Source organism: Aestuariirhabdus litorea, assembly GCF_003864255.1.
GTDB lineage: Bacteria > Pseudomonadota > Gammaproteobacteria > Pseudomonadales > Aestuariirhabdaceae > Aestuariirhabdus > Aestuariirhabdus litorea.
Genome location: NZ_QWEZ01000001.1, coordinates 220,295 through 236,042, shown reverse-complemented (window position 1 = coordinate 236,042; position 15,748 = coordinate 220,295). Strand labels below are relative to the sequence as shown.

At 60.3% G+C, this 15,748-nt stretch carries 14 protein-coding genes; 4 read left to right on the top strand and 10 right to left on the bottom strand.

Annotated elements, in window-relative coordinates; genetic code table 11:
* Window positions 1–12 precede the first annotated feature (12 nt).
* Window positions 13–924, top strand: a complete 912-nt coding sequence (locus D0544_RS01130; RefSeq protein ID WP_125014027.1) for a hydroxymethylglutaryl-CoA lyase — start codon at window positions 13–15, stop codon at window positions 922–924.
* Window positions 925–946: 22 nt separating this feature from the next.
* Here D0544_RS01130 and D0544_RS01125 read toward each other — a convergent pair whose 3' ends face one another.
* Genes D0544_RS01125 through pdsR form a run of 4 tightly spaced genes read right to left on the bottom strand, consistent with a single transcriptional unit; the run spans window position 947 to window position 4,917 of the window.
* Window positions 947–1,648, bottom strand: a complete 702-nt coding sequence (locus tag D0544_RS01125; RefSeq protein WP_125014025.1) for a DsbA family oxidoreductase — start codon at window positions 1,646–1,648, stop codon at window positions 947–949.
* 1 nt (window position 1,649) lies between these two features.
* Complete coding sequence (locus tag D0544_RS01120; protein WP_125014023.1) at window positions 1,650–2,009, bottom strand: rhodanese-like domain-containing protein; 360 nt, start codon at window positions 2,007–2,009, stop codon at window positions 1,650–1,652.
* A gap of 31 nt (window positions 2,010–2,040) precedes the next feature.
* Window positions 2,041–4,185 carry an ATP-binding protein gene (locus D0544_RS01115; RefSeq protein ID WP_125014021.1) on the bottom strand — a complete coding sequence of 715 codons (2,145 nt, stop codon included), beginning with the start codon at window positions 4,183–4,185 and terminating at the stop codon, window positions 2,041–2,043.
* A gap of 36 nt (window positions 4,186–4,221) precedes the next feature.
* On the bottom strand, window positions 4,222–4,917 hold the full coding sequence (gene pdsR, locus D0544_RS01110) for a proteobacterial dedicated sortase system response regulator (protein ID WP_125014019.1): 696 nt from the start codon (window positions 4,915–4,917) through the stop codon (window positions 4,222–4,224).
* A gap of 277 nt (window positions 4,918–5,194) precedes the next feature.
* Between pdsR and rhlB the strand changes: the two genes are divergently transcribed.
* The 3 genes from rhlB to yaaA all read left to right on the top strand — a co-directional run bounded on the left by rhlB (window position 5,195) and on the right by yaaA (window position 9,265).
* On the top strand, window positions 5,195–6,523 hold the full coding sequence (gene rhlB / locus D0544_RS01105; protein ID WP_125014017.1) for an ATP-dependent RNA helicase RhlB: 1,329 nt from the start codon (window positions 5,195–5,197) through the stop codon (window positions 6,521–6,523).
* 410 nt (window positions 6,524–6,933) lie between these two features.
* A complete protein-coding gene (locus tag D0544_RS01100; RefSeq protein WP_125014015.1) occupies window positions 6,934–8,334 on the top strand; it encodes a PhoH family protein in 1,401 nt (466 codons plus the stop codon).
* 154 nt (window positions 8,335–8,488) lie between these two features.
* The gene (yaaA, locus tag D0544_RS01095; protein WP_125015825.1) at window positions 8,489–9,265 is read left to right on the top strand and encodes a peroxide stress protein YaaA; all 777 of its coding nucleotides are present in this window, start codon (window positions 8,489–8,491) and stop codon (window positions 9,263–9,265) included.
* A 42-nt stretch (window positions 9,266–9,307) separates the two neighbouring features.
* Here the strand turns inward: yaaA and D0544_RS01090 are convergent, their stop codons facing one another.
* The 6 genes from D0544_RS01090 to D0544_RS01065 all read right to left on the bottom strand — a co-directional run bounded on the left by D0544_RS01090 (window position 9,308) and on the right by D0544_RS01065 (window position 15,679).
* A complete protein-coding gene (locus D0544_RS01090) occupies window positions 9,308–9,649 on the bottom strand; it encodes a hypothetical protein (RefSeq protein WP_125014013.1) in 342 nt (113 codons plus the stop codon).
* A gap of 225 nt (window positions 9,650–9,874) precedes the next feature.
* Complete coding sequence (locus D0544_RS01085; protein ID WP_207905736.1) at window positions 9,875–10,249, bottom strand: ArsR/SmtB family transcription factor; 375 nt, start codon at window positions 10,247–10,249, stop codon at window positions 9,875–9,877.
* A gap of 40 nt (window positions 10,250–10,289) precedes the next feature.
* Window positions 10,290–10,604: a hypothetical protein gene (locus tag D0544_RS01080; protein ID WP_125014011.1), complete on the bottom strand. Its 315-nt coding sequence runs from the start codon at window positions 10,602–10,604 to the stop codon at window positions 10,290–10,292.
* Between the two features lie 236 nt (window positions 10,605–10,840).
* On the bottom strand, window positions 10,841–12,388 hold the full coding sequence (locus D0544_RS01075) for a winged helix-turn-helix domain-containing tetratricopeptide repeat protein (RefSeq protein WP_125014009.1): 1,548 nt from the start codon (window positions 12,386–12,388) through the stop codon (window positions 10,841–10,843).
* An 82-nt stretch (window positions 12,389–12,470) separates the two neighbouring features.
* Window positions 12,471–13,964, bottom strand: coding sequence for a DUF2867 domain-containing protein (locus D0544_RS01070; protein WP_125014007.1), 1,494 nt, complete (start codon window positions 13,962–13,964; stop codon window positions 12,471–12,473).
* Window positions 13,965–14,032: 68 nt separating this feature from the next.
* Window positions 14,033–15,679: a methyl-accepting chemotaxis protein gene (locus D0544_RS01065; RefSeq protein ID WP_125014005.1), complete on the bottom strand. Its 1,647-nt coding sequence runs from the start codon at window positions 15,677–15,679 to the stop codon at window positions 14,033–14,035.
* Window positions 15,680–15,748 lie beyond the last annotated feature (69 nt).

Here is a 15,748-nt window from a genome sequence, read left to right as displayed (position 1 = left end):
GGGAGAGACACCATGAGCCACCGATTGCCCACCAGGGTACGTATCGTCGAGGTCGGCCCTCGCGACGGCCTGCAGAACGAACAGCAACCGATCAGTACCGACCTCAAGGTGGAGCTGATCGAGCGACTGGCCAACGCCGGCATCGCCACCATCGAAGCCGGTAGTTTTGTGAATCCAAAATGGGTGCCACAGATGGCCGGCAGCGATGAGGTGTTTCGCCAGATGGGGCGCACTCCCGGCGTTCAGTACGCCGCGCTGACCCCCAACCTGCAGGGTGCCCAGCGGGCTCTGGAAGCGGGCGCCTCGGAGCTGGCCATCTTTGCCGCCGCCTCAGAGGCCTTCAGCCAGAAGAACATCAACTGCTCCATCGAACAGAGTCTCGTGCGCTTCAAGCCGGTAATGGAGCTGGCGCACACGGCTGGCATTCCGGTACGTGGCTATGTCTCCTGTGTGGTGGGCTGCCCCTACCAAGGCGAGGTTGAACCGCAGGTGGTGGCGCAGGTATCGCGCCAGCTGCTCGACCTGGGCTGCTACGAGATCTCTCTTGGCGACACCATCGGCGTGGGCACCCCCGCGTCCATCACCCGCATGCTCGATGCGGTGGCCGAGGAGGTGGCCATCGACCTGCTGGCGGTCCACCTGCACGACACCTACGGGCAGGCGATCGCCAACATCTACGCCTCGTTGTTGAGGGGGGTCCGGGTGATTGACAGTTCGGTGGCAGGCCTGGGCGGCTGCCCCTACGCTCGCGGCGCTTCAGGCAATGTAGCCACCGAGGATGTGCTCTACCTGCTCGACGGGCTGGGCATTGAGCACGGCATCAACCTGCAGGCAGTGGCCGAGGCCGGCCACTTCATTACCCAGGCCCTGGGGCGTCCAAATGGCTCCCGCGCCGGGCGTGCACTGCTCGCTAAAAGCGACTAGATGTCGCTTTTAGCCTTGGCCATCAGCACCAGCTGGCCTGCCCCTGGGGCTTTTTCAAAAGCTCCTGCACATTGGCTTCGATAATGCGATAGCCGACGTTGCCGTAGAGTTTCTGGCGACCGTTATCCAGCAGGTAGGTGGGGCTTCCTTCGAGACGAAAGCTCTCCTTCATCTCCTGGTCACGGAACAGTTCCGCCATCGCCTCTCCACTGTTCAGGGAGTGCTCGATGGAGGCGAGGGGAAGCTGCATCTGTTCGGCCACCCCCAGCAGTACCTCACGGCGACCGATGTCCCTGGCCTGCTCGAAAAAAGCCACCCGCACCTGCCAGGCGGTCTCCTCAAACAGGGTACGACCGTTAAACTCCTCCTGAGGGGCATCGGAGATCTCCCCTCCCCTCTCCAGCAGCTGGACCGCTTTAAGGAACAGGTGACTCATGGCGGAACTGTAGGGGCGGCACTCTTTCCAAACCTGGGGATGAATCCGGACATGGTCGAACTGGGCCCCCACCCCCAGTACATGCTCGTTGAACCCCGCATATCCGCCCCGATCCTTCCACCCTTCGGCCAGCCGCTTGGGGGTGCAGCCAAAAAGCGAAATAAAGTGGTAACTGAGCTCAATTTGATCACCCAGGTTGGCACGCAGCTCATCCAACCGAATCTGGGAGACGTAAGCCCAGACACAGAGGGTGTCGGAGAAATATGAGATAGGTAACGGCTGACTCATATCACGCCCCCTGGTTCAGGGTGCAAGCGATCGACTCACAATCCCCCAGGATGACCCTGACATCGCGATAGCCCACCGCCTGCAGCGCAACCGCCGACAGGGCAGCCCGGCCACCGGTGGCACAGTAGATCAGAATTGGCTGCATGGGGTTGTGACACATCGCCATCAACTTCATCTCCAGCACACCGCGGGGAATGTTGATCGCCCCCTCGACCGCATGTTGCACGGCCTCTTCGGGCTCGCGCACATCGATCAGCAGCGGCACGGGGTCAGCGGCCAGAAGCGCACGGGCCTCCTCCGGGTCGACAGTGCGACATTGACGACGGGCGTCAGCGACCAATTCACTCAGGGGTTTCAACATGGTTTTCTCCAGGGTTCATACAGGGGACACATCAGGGTGCCGCAAAAAATACACGGAAAACCACCCCGTCGCCACTGCCAAGGTTCTGTGCCTCAACCCGCCCCCGAAAGGACTCGGCAATAAGGCGCACAATGTAGAGACCGAATCCCAGATGGTGGCGCTCGGGGCTGGAGGGTCGCAGGGAGACCATGGAATCAAACAGCTGCTGTTGCATGGTGTCGGGCAAGAGGGGGCCCGGATTGGTAACCGAGAGCTCGTACTCGCCCCCCGCTGAGCGCAGTCCGATCTGGATGGTGGCACCGGCCGGGGCAAACCCGGTAGCGTTGTCCACCAGCTTGTCGAGCAGCTGTACCAGCAGGTCAGGATCCCCTCGCATCGGCAGGGGAGCGACGGGGGGATGGTACTGGAAACGGTGCTTCCCATAGACATCGGCGTAAGCGCTCACCATCCCCGCCACCAGCTCATCCAGGGTAAAGGAGAGCTGCTCTGCATTGGCGATGCTTTGCTCCACCCGCCGCGCTTCGCTCATGGCATCGATGATCGAGCGCAGCCGGTCGACGCCCGACAGCGCGCGCTGGCGGTAAGCCTCCCGCTCCGCCCCTTCCCCTTCGGCGGGCAGGTTTTCCAGCGAGGTACGTATCACCGCCAGGGGGGTACGCAGCTCGTGGGCAAGCTTGCTCGAGAGTCCCTGCAGGTACTGGGTATACTGGCTGGCCCGGCGGTGCAGGCGAGCGAAACTGCGGGACAGCTCACCGATCTCATCGGCTGAACGCGATGCCCGAAACGCCTCTGCCAGGCGACCACCCTCGCTGATCACCTGCTCCGCCTGGCGGCTCAGGCGCCGAATCCGCCAACCCAGCAGTGCCGCAAAGCCCACCAGCACCACCAGCACCAGGGCCGCCACCAGCAGGCTGATTCGCACCAACCCACCCCAGGCCTCATTGGCCAGCAATAGAATATCCCCGGTGCCTTTTTGCACCACCACCGCCCCCACAACCCGCCCCTGCTCCCTCACCGGATAGGCCGCCAACACTACGGCGCGGTTATCGGCAAAGCGGTACCAACCCACCGCCGCCTCCCCCGCCAGGGCTTGGCTCACCTCCGGTACCTTGAGACGACCGGGATCCTGTTCGATCAGCTGCAGGCGGTTGGTATCATCCAGAATCCAGCGGTAGATGATCGCCATGATCCCCTCGGCACTGTCGTAGCCGGGCAGTACCAGGTCGGAAAGCCGACCCTGACGCGCCAACACCCAGTGGTAGGGGTCCGTTAATAGCAGTCGACTGTCGGCCATCCCCAGCCCCGCGATGCGCTGCTGCAGCAGCAATGAGGGCTCAACCAGGTAACCCGGCGGCTGTTGCTGGCGGGCAATCTCCGCCACCAGCTGGCGCGGAGAGTATCGACCCTCCAGCGCCGTACCGATCGCCTGCACCCCCTCGGCGGTAGGGTGCAGCAGGCTGTAGGCGAAGCGCTTCCCCAGTCGGTCAATGGGAATAAACAGCTCCAGGTTGTACCCCTGCGGGGTATCCTGCCAGTGTCCGCGCAGAGCCGGATAGGGGCTAAGGGGTGGGTCATTTCTGGCGAAGCTGAGCCGCTGGGCGCTCACCTCTCCGGGGGCGGCGGTCTGCACCACCAGGTGAAGCGGCGTCCCATCGGCCTGGACCAGCTGTAACCAGAGAGTGTCGGCCTCGAACAGGGCGGCCCGCTGCAGATTGGAAAACCCCGCCACCGGGTCGCTGTAGATGACCTTGGGCACCGCGTACCGCCTGCCGGGCGCCTCCACCGAGAGGTAGAGATAGAGACCGTTGTCGCCGCTAGCGGCATCCCGCTTGATGCCGATTTTGACCTGCGCCGCGAAGGGCACCCCCTCCGCCGCGCTAAAATGGCGGGTACCGATCCGCTCACTCCAGTCGTCCTGGTAACCATCGATCAGTATGGGGGTTCTCAGCAAAGCGGCGTAACTGTCAGCTGCCCCCCCCTGCTCAAGGTAGGCCTCATCGGCATAGAAGGCGCGGGTTTCGGCCAGGCTCTCCCCCAGCATCCGGGCACTGGCCAGTACCGTCGCCTCCTGCCCCTTGCGCAGCACCTGCTCCATCTGCTGCACGTACTGGCAACCCGCCCAGGGCAGGGCCAGGGTCACCAGCGCCAATACTGCCAATTGTGAGCGTAACCTCATCCCGGCCCTCTCCCGTGCTGCGGATTATGTTGCTGGTTAAAGGCCCGGGATCCAGCGGTAACCAAAACCGTAGACCGTTTCAATGGCGTTAAAACCGGCGTCCACCTGCTGGAACTTACGCCGGATGCGCTTGATGTTGGAGGTGATGGTGTTGTCGTCCAGCACCACATTGGCAGCGTCCATCAACTGCTGGCGGTTCTTCACGTGGCCCGGATGGCGAGCTAGGCAGTCGACCAGCCAAAACTCCGTCAGGGTCAGTTTCACCGCCACACCCTGCCAGCGCGCTTCCATGCAATCGCCATCCAGCTCCAGCGAACCACATTCAATACGGCTTGTCTGCTCTGGCAACTGACGCAAGGCATCCACACGCCGGAACAGCGCCACGATACGAGCCACTATATGAGCACTACTTATATCTTTGGTGAGGTAGTCATCGGCGCCCAGGCGCAGCCCGGTAATGGCATCAATCTCATCGTCGCGAGCGGTCAAAAAGATAATCGGCAACTGCGGTGCCAGGGTGCGCAGCTCGCGACACAGGTCGAAGCCCCCCTCCACCTCATCGCCAAGCCCCACATCGATCACGGCCAGCTCCGGCAGCCGCTGGCGAAACGCCGCCAGGGCATCAAAGCGGGTGGCGTAGATCTCAACCCGATAGCCCTGCCGGCTCAGGACCGCTCGGTAGTTTTCCCGAATCGCTGCATCATCCTCCACCAGCGCCACCCTGCGACCCATAATTCACCCTCACACTCACACTGGATGCCGGCTCCGCGCCGGCGCCATCGCCTTCACTCTGAGTCATCCATTATCGAGGGGCTCCCCCGATCCTACAAGCGGTTGCCACAATTGATCACAATCCCATCAGCGGCAGCATCGCCGGCGATTCGGGCGGGTTGTCTGCCCTCCCGCCAGGCTCCGCAACCCGTTCCACTGCGCCGCAACCGTTCCACTACAGGGGCAAAGCGATTACTATTAGCGCTGATTGAACAACCCGTAACCGAGAAGGTATAAGTTGCTAGGCAAATTCTTCAAGAAAAAGCAGGAAACCCCCAAGCCGGAACTGCCCCCGCACAGCAAAAGCACCACTCCGCGAAACCACCAGCAGAAGGGAAACAAGCGCCGCAGGCAGGCCGCACCGCCACCCTGGGATATCAGCCAGTTCAGCGTGCCGGAGCAGCCGGGGAAGGTCCGTTTTCACGACTTCGAACTGCCCGATGCGCTGATGCGAGGCATTCAGGAATCGGGGTTTGAGTACTGCACTCCCATTCAGGCCGAGGTGCTGGGAGCCACTCTTAACGGACGTGATGCCCTGGGCCGCGCCCAGACCGGCACCGGTAAAACCGCCGCCTTTTTGATCTCCACCATCAAGCAGTTGATGGAGACCCCGGCTCCTGACGAGCGCTATGTGGGCGAACCCCGCGCGCTGGTGATAGCTCCGACCCGTGAGCTGGCGCTGCAGATCGCCAAGGATGCCCGCGCCCTCACAAAGTACTGCAACATCAACGTCACCGAAGTGGTCGGCGGCATGGATTACACCAAGCAGCAGCAGCACCTGCACACCGATTACGTGGATATCCTGGTGGCAACCCCGGGCCGGCTGCTCGACTTTTACGAAAAACGCGACCTCTTCCTCGACCTGGTTGAGGTGATGGTGATCGACGAAGCCGACCGTATGCTCGACATGGGCTTTATCCCCCAGGTGCGTCGCATCATCCGGGCCACCCCCCGGCGCGGTGATCGCCAGACCCTCCTGTTCAGCGCCACCTTCACCCCCGAGGTGATCGACCTGACCCGGCAGTGGACCTACCGTTGCATCACTGTCGAGATCGAGCCGGAAAATGTCGCCACTGAAACCGTTGAGCAGCGGGTGTACCTGGTGTCGGACCGGGATAAATACCGGGTACTGCGAAACCTCCTGCGAGACGATGCGCTGGAGCGGGTGATGGTATTTACCAACCGCCGGGACCAGGTGCGTCGCCTGACCGAGCGCTTGCAAAAGGATCGTGTCAGCGTCGACATGCTATCGGGCGAAGTGCCCCAGAAAAAGCGGGTGCGCACCCTTGAGGATTTCCGTTCGGGCAAGATCAAGGTACTGGTCGCCACCGACGTTGCGGGTCGGGGTATCCATATCGACGGGGTCTCCCACGTAGTGAACTACACCCTTCCTGAGGAGAGCGATGACTACGTGCACCGCATCGGCCGCACCGGTCGCGCTGGAGCCAGCGGTATCGCCATCACCCTGGCGGGCGAGGAGGACTCCTTCCTGCTGCCGGAGCTGGAGTCGCTGCTGGGCAAAAAGCTCAACTGCACCCCGCCTCCTGCGGAGCTGCTGGCCCGCTAGACGCACCGCCCCTGTTCCGGGATGGGTGGCGGTTATATCCAGCCATCCCGGTCCCCCTTCACAGGCGGATAAATACGCCAGAAACTGAAAATTACGCCAAATTCTTACCAGCGAGAGACGCCCGGGCTATCGGTTCAGTTGCTAAGGGAGCGCGAGTTAACGCCCAAAAGAGGATAAAAAACGGAGATTTTCTGCAGGGGTGGCCCTCCACTATAAGACAGTTTTTGGCCGCGTCAAAGCCCTCAACTCCGATTGTGCAAAAAAAGCCCATCACCCCTATTTTCTGCTTGTCTCCCCCCCCTGCAGCGCTAGTATCGAGTTAAGGCTGCGATTGTTGAGGGACGCGAAACTCTCCGCCCTTCAACCTCTGGCAGCCCCTCCGCCCGGACCGACAAGAGGTGCTCTTTGCTATGGACGATGCGATCAAGCTTGACCTTATCCCCTCTGAAAACATCTGCTATATCCTCGATACCAACGTACTGATCCACGACCCCAACGCCATTTTCAACTTTGAAGAGCACCGCGTCATGATCCCCATGATCGTGCTGGAGGAGCTGGATAAGCTGAAGACGGGAAAACACACCATCGCAGCCGACTGCCGGCAGGCGATTCGCCAGATCGACAGTATTGTCGGTAACTCGACGCCGGAAGAGATCGACCAGGGGGTTCCCATCCCCCGCGCGGACAAAGAGGCCTTTATGGGCTGTATGTCGATCCTCACCTCTACCCCCGCCAGCAACCTCAGTTATCTGCCCAGCCATATTAACGACAACAAGATCATCAACGACATCTGTCAATGGCAGGCCTCACACCCCAACGAGAAGGCGGTGCTGGTCACCAAAGACATCAATATGCGCCTCAAGGCCCGGGGCTGTGGCCTGCAGGCCGAAGATTACGAAAACGACAAACTGGTGAGTGATGTAGAACTGCTGAACAAGGGCTACATTGAGGTCGAAGGCAGCTTCTGGGACCTGATCGACAACGTTGAAACCTCGCAGCTCGATGGCGAAACCCACCATCGCCTGCAGCGCTGTGGCATTCTCAAGGATGTCTATCCCAACACCTTTATTATCGACGAACAGGGTTTTGTCGGACGCGCGATAGAGGTAAGCGAATCCCAGGTTACTCTGCTCCACCTGAGTTATGACGGACTCATGCACCAGGAGGCCTGGGGATTACACCCGCAGGATATTTACCAGGCCATCGCGCTGCACCTTTTACTTGACCCCGATGTTCACCTGGTGAACCTGACCGGTTCGGCAGGCTCCGGTAAAACCATCCTCGCGCTCGCGGCTGCCATAGAGATGACCGTAGCCAACAAACTCTACCGACGCATCATCGCGACCCGCAGCACCCAGGGGCTGGATGAGGACATCGGCTTTCTGCCCGGCACCGAGGCGGAGAAGATGGAGCCCTGGCTGGGGGCCATCACCGACAACCTCGAAGCCCTCCACTGCGACGATGAAAACACCCACGGCAGTGTGGATTACATCCTCAACAAGGTGCCTTTGCACTTCAAATCACTCAACTACATCCGTGGGCGCAGCTTCCAGCACAGCCTGATCCTTATTGACGAGTCCCAGAACCTGACCCCGCACCAGATCAAGACCATCATTACCCGGGCCGGGAACGGCAGTAAGGTGATCTGCCTTGGCAACCTGGCGCAGATCGACACCCCCTATCTGGGAGCAACCAGCTCCGGGCTGACCTACATGACCGAGCGTTTCAAGGACTTCAGCCACGGAGGCAACGTCAAGCTGCAGGGGGTACCCCGTTCACTGCTGGCTGAGTTTGCCGAGTCCCACCTCTAGCTAGCCCTCAGGCTTCTACCGCCCCGACCGGCCCCTCGGTCGGGGTGCTCTTGACCCTCTCCAGCGCTTTGGGTGCACCCCCTACTGTTCGGTTTTGTTCCCGGTGCCCGTTCGTATTACCATGATGGGCCACACCAAGCCGAGGTTTGTCGCCGTGCTGATTCTGCTCTCCCCCGCCAAAACCCTGGACTTCGATACGCCGTCCATTACCGATCACTACAGCACCCCCCTGTTTCTGGAGCGATCGCAACAGTTGATTGATGAGTTGCGATCCCTGACTCCGGATGCGGTGAGCCAGCTGATGAAGATCAGCGACAAACTGGCAGCCCTCAACGTCGCTCGCTTCGCCAGCTGGCACCAGCCCTTTACCCCCGACAACGCCAAGCAGGCGGTGCTGGCCTTTCAGGGGGATGTCTACACGGGCCTCGACGCCGAGACCCTGTCCGAGGAGGGGCTGGGATTTGCACAGAAGCACATCAGGATTCTTTCAGGCCTCTACGGCTTATTGAAGCCTCTGGACCTGATGCAACCTTACCGGCTGGAGATGGGCACCCGCTTCGCCAACTCGGGCGGTAAGGATCTTTACGCCTTCTGGGGGAGCACCCTGACCGAGCAGTTAAACCTTGAATTCAGGGAACAGGAGATGAGCGAACTGATCAACCTCGCCTCCAATGAGTATTACAAGTCGGTCCAACCCCGCCAGATCAATGCCCGTATCGTTACACCGGTCTTCAAAGACCTGAAAAACGGCCAATACAAGATAATCAGTTTCTATGCCAAGAAGGCTCGGGGACTGATGGCCCGCTTTATCATCGACCAGCGCATCGATAACGCCAACGCCCTCAAGGGATTCGACTACGCCGGCTACGAGTACAACCCCGACCTCAGTCGGGGCGATGAGTGGGTATTTACCCGCGATAGCGCGGAGTAGGGTGGTCCCGCAGCCAGGGTGACCTCAGGCTGCGGGAAAGGCTCAGGTCATCATCGAGTGACGACGCTCCTGGATGGGATGCCCGGCTGACCCGGTGGGTAATCCCCGGTTCTCATGGCGACGATCGAGCAGCATGGCACCGGGCAGGGTACCTCCCACTCGATAGATCGCATCCGATAGCCCCTGGGCTACGACTCCCAGCGAGTTTGCCAGCTGCACACTGCTGTAATAGAGCAGGCTGGCCCCGAGTAACAGGAGCAGGGGCGCGGTCATAAACTGGTGGGGAAAACTCATCGGCACCTGCTTATACAGGAGCCAGAGCAGGGCACCAAAGCCGGTAAACAAACTCAAAAATATAATGTCGACTAACAGATCCTTTTTCATGCTTAACTCCCTGCGGTCGAATGGCTTGGATGAGTTATCACACTACGCCGATCATTGATCCAGATCAATAAACAGCCAAGACCGTTTTGGGATTAGCTGCAAGTGGAAAGTCGCTCTCACGATATCGCCACCGAAAGGCCAGCGCACGCCCGCTTCAGCAACTCATCAAAAGCCCCATGGGTGCTGCTGCCGATGCGGAAAACACTGCACTTCAGGAGAGGAAAACTAGCGCGCCGGGGTTAGTTCCGACTCCAGCTGAATCTGCCCGGAGAGGGAGAAAAACTGCTCCAGCTCGAGCTGGGTGTCGGCATTGATACGACAGAGTAGAAACTTGCCCTGTTTCTCAACCTCTATCAGGTCGGCATTAATCAACTCCTTCATGTGGTGCGACACCGTTGGGGCACCAATATTGAGGGAGCTGATGATATCGGCCAACATACAACCGCCACCGCACTGAGGGGCATCGGGCTTCAACAGCCCCTCACGGTGGCGCAGGATCTCCAGATAGATAGCCAGGCGGTTTTCATTGGACAGGGCTTTAAATGCCTTGGCAAGCTGATGGGTATTCAAAACAATCTCCTCGGACCGATCAACTTGCATAGTAAACGCCCCTTGATTAAGTGTCATCTCCCACCCTCGCTCAATGAGCGGCCAGCGACGCAGGGGCTGCACCGGCTACGGTTGCGGCAGGACGCTGGACTTTGCTGGTGCGCGCAGCGGCTAGGGTGACGACGGTGGCCGTTTCATCTAGCGGCTGCGAAGACGCTTCCAGCTTTTTTAGCGCGCTCTCATAGGGCAGGTAGATCAGCACTGCCCCAACCATGATGACCAGCGGTGCTGCCAGGAACTGTGCGGCCACGCTGAAGGGAATCTGTTGAAACAGCAGCCAGACCAGACCGTTAAAGCCGGCATAGAGGGCCAGGTAGAAGATATTGATTGCGAGCTTGGTTTTCATAGAATCCTCCGTGGATTGCTATTTTATGTTTCGACAACTATAAAACTATACCTCATTTCGATTAGTGTCAAACTATAAAACTATCAAACTAATACTGTTTGGCGATAATGCTCTGTAGAAATATTGCTAAGGATTAAGCTGAAATGCTTATCTCCAGAACATGGAGACAGGCTACTTCACTCCCGCCGCCCGACCTTGGCCATTATCGGGGCTTTCCATGGAGGTTTTATGGCGATTCAATGAAGCTCGGGTGACGAGCGCGAGTAGGCAGCTTCGGCGGCCAGCAGCGCCTGCCCCAGCTGCCGCCCCAGCAAGCAGCTCACCTCGTGGGCACTCAGGTCCGGCTTGATGCGCCGAGCCTCCTTCAACGCCCGCTGCATACGCGGCAGCTCATCGCTGAACGATGCCACCGCCGCCAGCACCACATGGGGAAAGTAGATGCGGTCATCGCGCCGACAGGCCCACTCCGCCTGCTCCATTGCCGCCTGGGGCTCATTGTTTAAAAACAGGGCCAGGGCCAGCACCGAGCCCCACAGGGACAGCCGGCTATCCAATGGGCTGAGTTCGATACTCTTGCGCAGGCAGCGTACCGCTTCGGAGGGGTTACGCTGCATTAAAAACACAGAGCCGAGAGCCGCCCAAGCCTGGGCATTGGCCGCGGAGATATCCAGTGCATTGTGCAAGATCCGCTTGGCCCGATCGACATGCCCCAGGTCCGCCAATGCACAGCCGGCAAACCCCAGCACGGTAGAGTCGCTATTCTCCTCGTCCATCGAGCGCTCTGCGGCGGCCAGCGCCTCCTGGCGGAGCGCCTCCGAGTCCTCAAGGAGACCAAACCGCCCCCCCAGCGCCAACACCAGCGCCAGGTAGCTTCTGGCGAGGGTAAACCCAGGCTGCTGTTGCAGGCAGCGACGCAGCAGACCAGCTGCCTCCTCGAAGGTGTCGCGATGCCAGCCCCGGGTGGCCAGCTCGCCGCTGGCCCTGATATAAAGCCCGGTAGGGCTCAGCTCACCCGCGCTAGAGGTGGCGGACAACATCGCCTTCACCAATTGAGGTTCCAGCTTGGCCAGCACCGAGTTCGACAACTCCCTCTCCGGAACCCCCCTCTCGCTGAGCCGCACCTCGAAGGGCTCGGCCCACAGCAGGCAACCCGATGCTACATCGGTCAGCGAGAGGTTGACCCTGACCCCTTCATGGGTCTGGCGGGCACTGCCCTCCAACAAAAAGTCCACCCCCTGCCGCTGGCACCACTGCCGAGCGCTCGCTTCAGGTACCTCGCTTCGCCCCAGGGTGTGGATCCTGAGCAGGGGAATGCGGGTCAACAACGCTTGCAGGTCAGCCTGTAGCCCCTGAGCGCAGTGGGTCATTGGCAACACCTGGGTGTCGTGGGCGAAGGGCATGACCAGCAGGGAGGGGGTAGCGGTACCGGAGACCTCCGCCGATGTCTTCGATGGCGGGGAGCCATCGGTAGAGGCCACCTCATCGGGGGCCAGCTGGAAGCGCACGCCTCGCCCGTGAACCGTTTTAATGTAGCGCTGGGTGCGACCATCGTCCCCCAGGGCCTTGCGCGCGTTTTTGAGCGCAGAGGCCACCGTGGCATCGGAAACACAGCGCCCCTCCCAGACGGCAGCGACCAGCTCATCGTGGCTAAAGAGGACCATCGGGTGAGCCACCAGGTGAAGCAGCAGGTCAAACACCCGCGGCTCTACCGCAACGGGCACCCCATCGCGAAGCAACTCAAAGCGCTCACTATCGATCTGAATATTGGAAAAGCGATACAACATAGGATCAACAGCCCGAATGAGCCTGGTTGGCCAGTCCGTGGAGGTTGGTCAATGAACTATAGACCAATCCACCGGGCACCCATTAAGGGCGGGCTGGCGTCCCCTTCAATTCCGCCCGAGCGATGCGTTCGATCGCCTTCAACATGCGCCGGAACAGGAAACTGTGGGGGCGCATCATGGTGTACCAGTAAAGCTGCCCCCAGAGTCCGGCTGGATGCCAATAGGCGAGCATCTGAATCTCGGTGCCTCCCCCCGCCAGGGGCTGCAGGCGAAACTCGAGGGTACCGGCACCCGGTCCCCTCATCCGAAACCCAAGGAGAACCCGCTGTTCATCGACCACATCCAGAATCTGCCAGGAGTCTACCCGCTCTCCCACCACCAGGCGATCGGGGGTATCCCGCCCGAGTTGTCGGCCCGGCCCGCCGACACAGAAGTCGATCCACTCCCGTATGGCCCAGATTCCGTTCATAGTAAAAAAGCGCTGGCGGCCACCGATACGACTCAATACCCGCCACAGGGCGCTGGCAGGCAACGCCGTTTCCCGCGCTATCACTAAACAGTCTCCGTAATAGGCCGCATTGGGCCACCCCTCGCGAAAACGGGGATTACCCTGATACCAATAGAGCGAACCCGGCTGCCGGCTCTCCTCCTCTATCGCTTCACTGACCGCCTCCTCGTAACTCAGCAACCGCTGGGGCAAGCACTCGCGGATCGCCTCAGCGTTGGAGGGCATGTGGTCACTCAGCCCTCCCAACAGAGCCCGCACGATGGACGAGGGGGCGGAGCTGAATAGCGGCATTGCCAGGCGCACCAGGCCTAACCATAACCCGGGAATCCGCAGGGTATAAAAGCGTTTGCCAACCACCCTGGCATAACGATGGATCTGCTCCTCGTAGCTCAGCCTTTCGGGGCCCGCCAGCAGGTAGACGCCGGGCTTAATCGAGCGCTTGCCCGCCAGGGCCACCAGGTAGTAGAGCAGGTTGCCCAGCGCCAGAGGAGCGCTGGTATGGCGCACCGCCATCGGCAGCACCATGGCCGGCAGATGGTTGACCATATCGCGAATGGCTTCGAAGGGCACCGAGCCGGCACCCACCACCACCGGAGCCCTCAGTTCGACCACCGGTACCGCACCTGATGCCAGGGCCGCACCGGTCTCACGCCGTGAAATCAGGTGCTCAGAGCGGGTGTTGTCGGGGCAGGCAGCACCCAGGTAAACAATCAGACCGACTTCCGCCTGCTCTGCGGCCGCAGCAAGGATACGGGCCGCACGCAGATCCCGGGCCGCAAAATCATCGCCGCTCAGCATCGAGTGGACCAGGTAGTAGACAACCTCTACCCCCTCCAACGGCCCTGCCAGTGTATCGGGTTGAAGCAGATCCAGGGTGCACAGCTCCACTGTGGACCCAAAGCGGGCTTTAAGCTCCGCACTGTTACGCCCTGCGGCCCGCACCTGATAACCGCTCTCCACCAGCCGTGGGACCAGATGTGACCCCACGTAGCCACTGGCCCCCAACACCAGGATCCTGGGGGACTCGGAAGACTGGTCGTGGGCTTCAGCCAAATGAATGGTACTCATAAAATTCCGCTAGCGGTTGGCACTCCTCACTCTACACCAGGCCGTTTGGGACCGATAGCGGAACCCCATTAAACCTTAAACTTACTGACCTCTACCTGCAGGTCGGCAGCCAAGCGAGCCAACTCAGAACTGGCCTCATTAACATGACCGGCACTCTCGTTGGAGCGATCGGAGAAATCGCTGAGGTTGGTAATGTTGCGGTTGATCTCCTCCGTCACAGCGGTTTGCTCTTCGGCCGCACTGGCGATCTGTGTATTCATATCACTGATCGCCGCCACCGCATCGGTAATAGCTCCCAGCGCGGCGCCTGCCCCCGTGGCGCGCTCGACGCTTTCGTTGGCGCGATTCTGCCCCACCTCCATGACCCGTACCGCTTCGGCGGCACCCTGTTGCAGCTTTTCAATCATCTGCTGTATCTCTTCGGTAGACTGCTGGGTACGGCTCGCCAGTGTACGAACCTCATCGGCAACCACCGCGAACCCACGCCCCTGCTCGCCGGCGCGGGCGGCCTCGATCGCAGCGTTCAGGGCCAGCAAGTTGGTCTGTTCGGCGATCCCTCGAATTACATCAAGTACACCTCCGATGGTGTTGCTATCCTGCTCGACCTTTCGTATGACTTCGGCGGCGCTGTTCACATCGCTGGCCAGTCGTTCGATGGAGCTGATCGCCTGTTGGACCACCTGCTGCCCCTCCCGAGCATTTTCGTCAGCATCGCGGGCCGCACTTGCGGCATCGGCGGCGTTACGTGCAACCTCCTGTACAGTAGCGGCCATCTCACTGACCGCCGCCGCGACCTCCTGAATCACCCGGTGCTGCTCATCCACATTTTTTCGGGCATCGGTCGTGATACTGGAAAGCTCTTCCGCCGCGGTAGCCGACTGGGTGGTCGACCCGGAAACCTGGCCCATGATGGTTTGCAGTTTTTCCAGAAAAAGATTGAAGGCACTCGCAAGACGCCCCAACTCATCACGCCCTGCGACCGGTACCCTTTGGGTCAGGTCCCCCTCACCGTGTGAGATATCCTGCACCCGGGTCAGCAGCTGGTTAAGAGGTCCGGTGATCAACAGGGGAAAAAACAATCCCACCGCCCCACACACCACCAAACCCACCAACATGGAAATCATCTGCGCACTTTGACTGGTTGCACTCACCTCTTCGGCCACCGCCACCTCGGTGGCGATCTCCTCTTCGACGGACTCGGTAAGCTTGTCAATCAGCTCACGCGCCGCGTCAAACTGCTCCGCCCCCTTACCAAAGCTGAGATCGATCGCTATGCGACGCCCCGTCCGCTCACCCTCGGTCCGCTGCTTATTGATCTCCTCCGTGGTCATTCGCCACTGGGCAAAGAGTTCGCCAAACTGCTGCACCATTTTTTTATCTTCAGGATGATCTTCCAGGGCATCGAACTTCGCCATCCGCTCAGCAACCTGCTGAATATTTTCACTGTGCATTTTCTGCAGCGCCTTGTATTCATCGGTTCCTACGTTGACGAAGATCAAACTTCGCTCGGCGACCTGAGCCTGGTAAAGATCACGGTCCGCCTGCAACAACAGGTTGATCTTGGGCAGCAGCCGCTGAGCAAGGCCTTCGGTGGAGCCGGTTACGCGGCCGATATTGTTGATTCCCATGATCGCAATGACCATCAGGAGCAGCGCCAGCAGCGCAACCGGAATTGCCAGCTTCATTCGGAAGCTTAAATTGTTTATCCATTGCATCGCCTTACTCCTATACCTTGCCACTCACCTGAGGGTTTGGACGCCACCCGCCCGCTCAACTCAGGGGCT

What these genes read in the sequence shown, in the direction of transcription:
- D0544_RS01115 (WP_125014021.1), bottom strand. Translation starts at nt 4,185, where the DNA reads ATGAGGTTACGCTCACAATTGGCAGTATTGGCGCTGGTGACCCTGGCC.
- pdsR (WP_125014019.1), bottom strand. Translation starts at nt 4,917, where the DNA reads ATGGGTCGCAGGGTGGCGCTGGTGGAGGATGATGCAGCGATTCGGGAA.
- D0544_RS01085 (WP_207905736.1), bottom strand. Translation starts at nt 10,249, where the DNA reads ATGCAAGTTGATCGGTCCGAGGAGATTGTTTTGAATACCCATCAGCTT.
- D0544_RS01120 (WP_125014023.1), bottom strand. Translation starts at nt 2,009, where the DNA reads ATGTTGAAACCCCTGAGTGAATTGGTCGCTGACGCCCGTCGTCAATGT.
- D0544_RS01100 (WP_125014015.1), top strand. Translation starts at nt 6,934, where the DNA reads ATGGACGATGCGATCAAGCTTGACCTTATCCCCTCTGAAAACATCTGC.
- D0544_RS01075 (WP_125014009.1), bottom strand. Translation starts at nt 12,388, where the DNA reads ATGTTGTATCGCTTTTCCAATATTCAGATCGATAGTGAGCGCTTTGAG.
- D0544_RS01125 (WP_125014025.1), bottom strand. Translation starts at nt 1,648, where the DNA reads ATGAGTCAGCCGTTACCTATCTCATATTTCTCCGACACCCTCTGTGTC.
- D0544_RS01080 (WP_125014011.1), bottom strand. Translation starts at nt 10,604, where the DNA reads ATGAAAACCAAGCTCGCAATCAATATCTTCTACCTGGCCCTCTATGCC.
- D0544_RS01070 (WP_125014007.1), bottom strand. Translation starts at nt 13,964, where the DNA reads ATGAGTACCATTCATTTGGCTGAAGCCCACGACCAGTCTTCCGAGTCC.
- D0544_RS01065 (WP_125014005.1), bottom strand. Translation starts at nt 15,679, where the DNA reads ATGCAATGGATAAACAATTTAAGCTTCCGAATGAAGCTGGCAATTCCG.
- D0544_RS01130 (WP_125014027.1), top strand. Translation starts at nt 13, where the DNA reads ATGAGCCACCGATTGCCCACCAGGGTACGTATCGTCGAGGTCGGCCCT.
- D0544_RS01090 (WP_125014013.1), bottom strand. Translation starts at nt 9,649, where the DNA reads ATGAAAAAGGATCTGTTAGTCGACATTATATTTTTGAGTTTGTTTACC.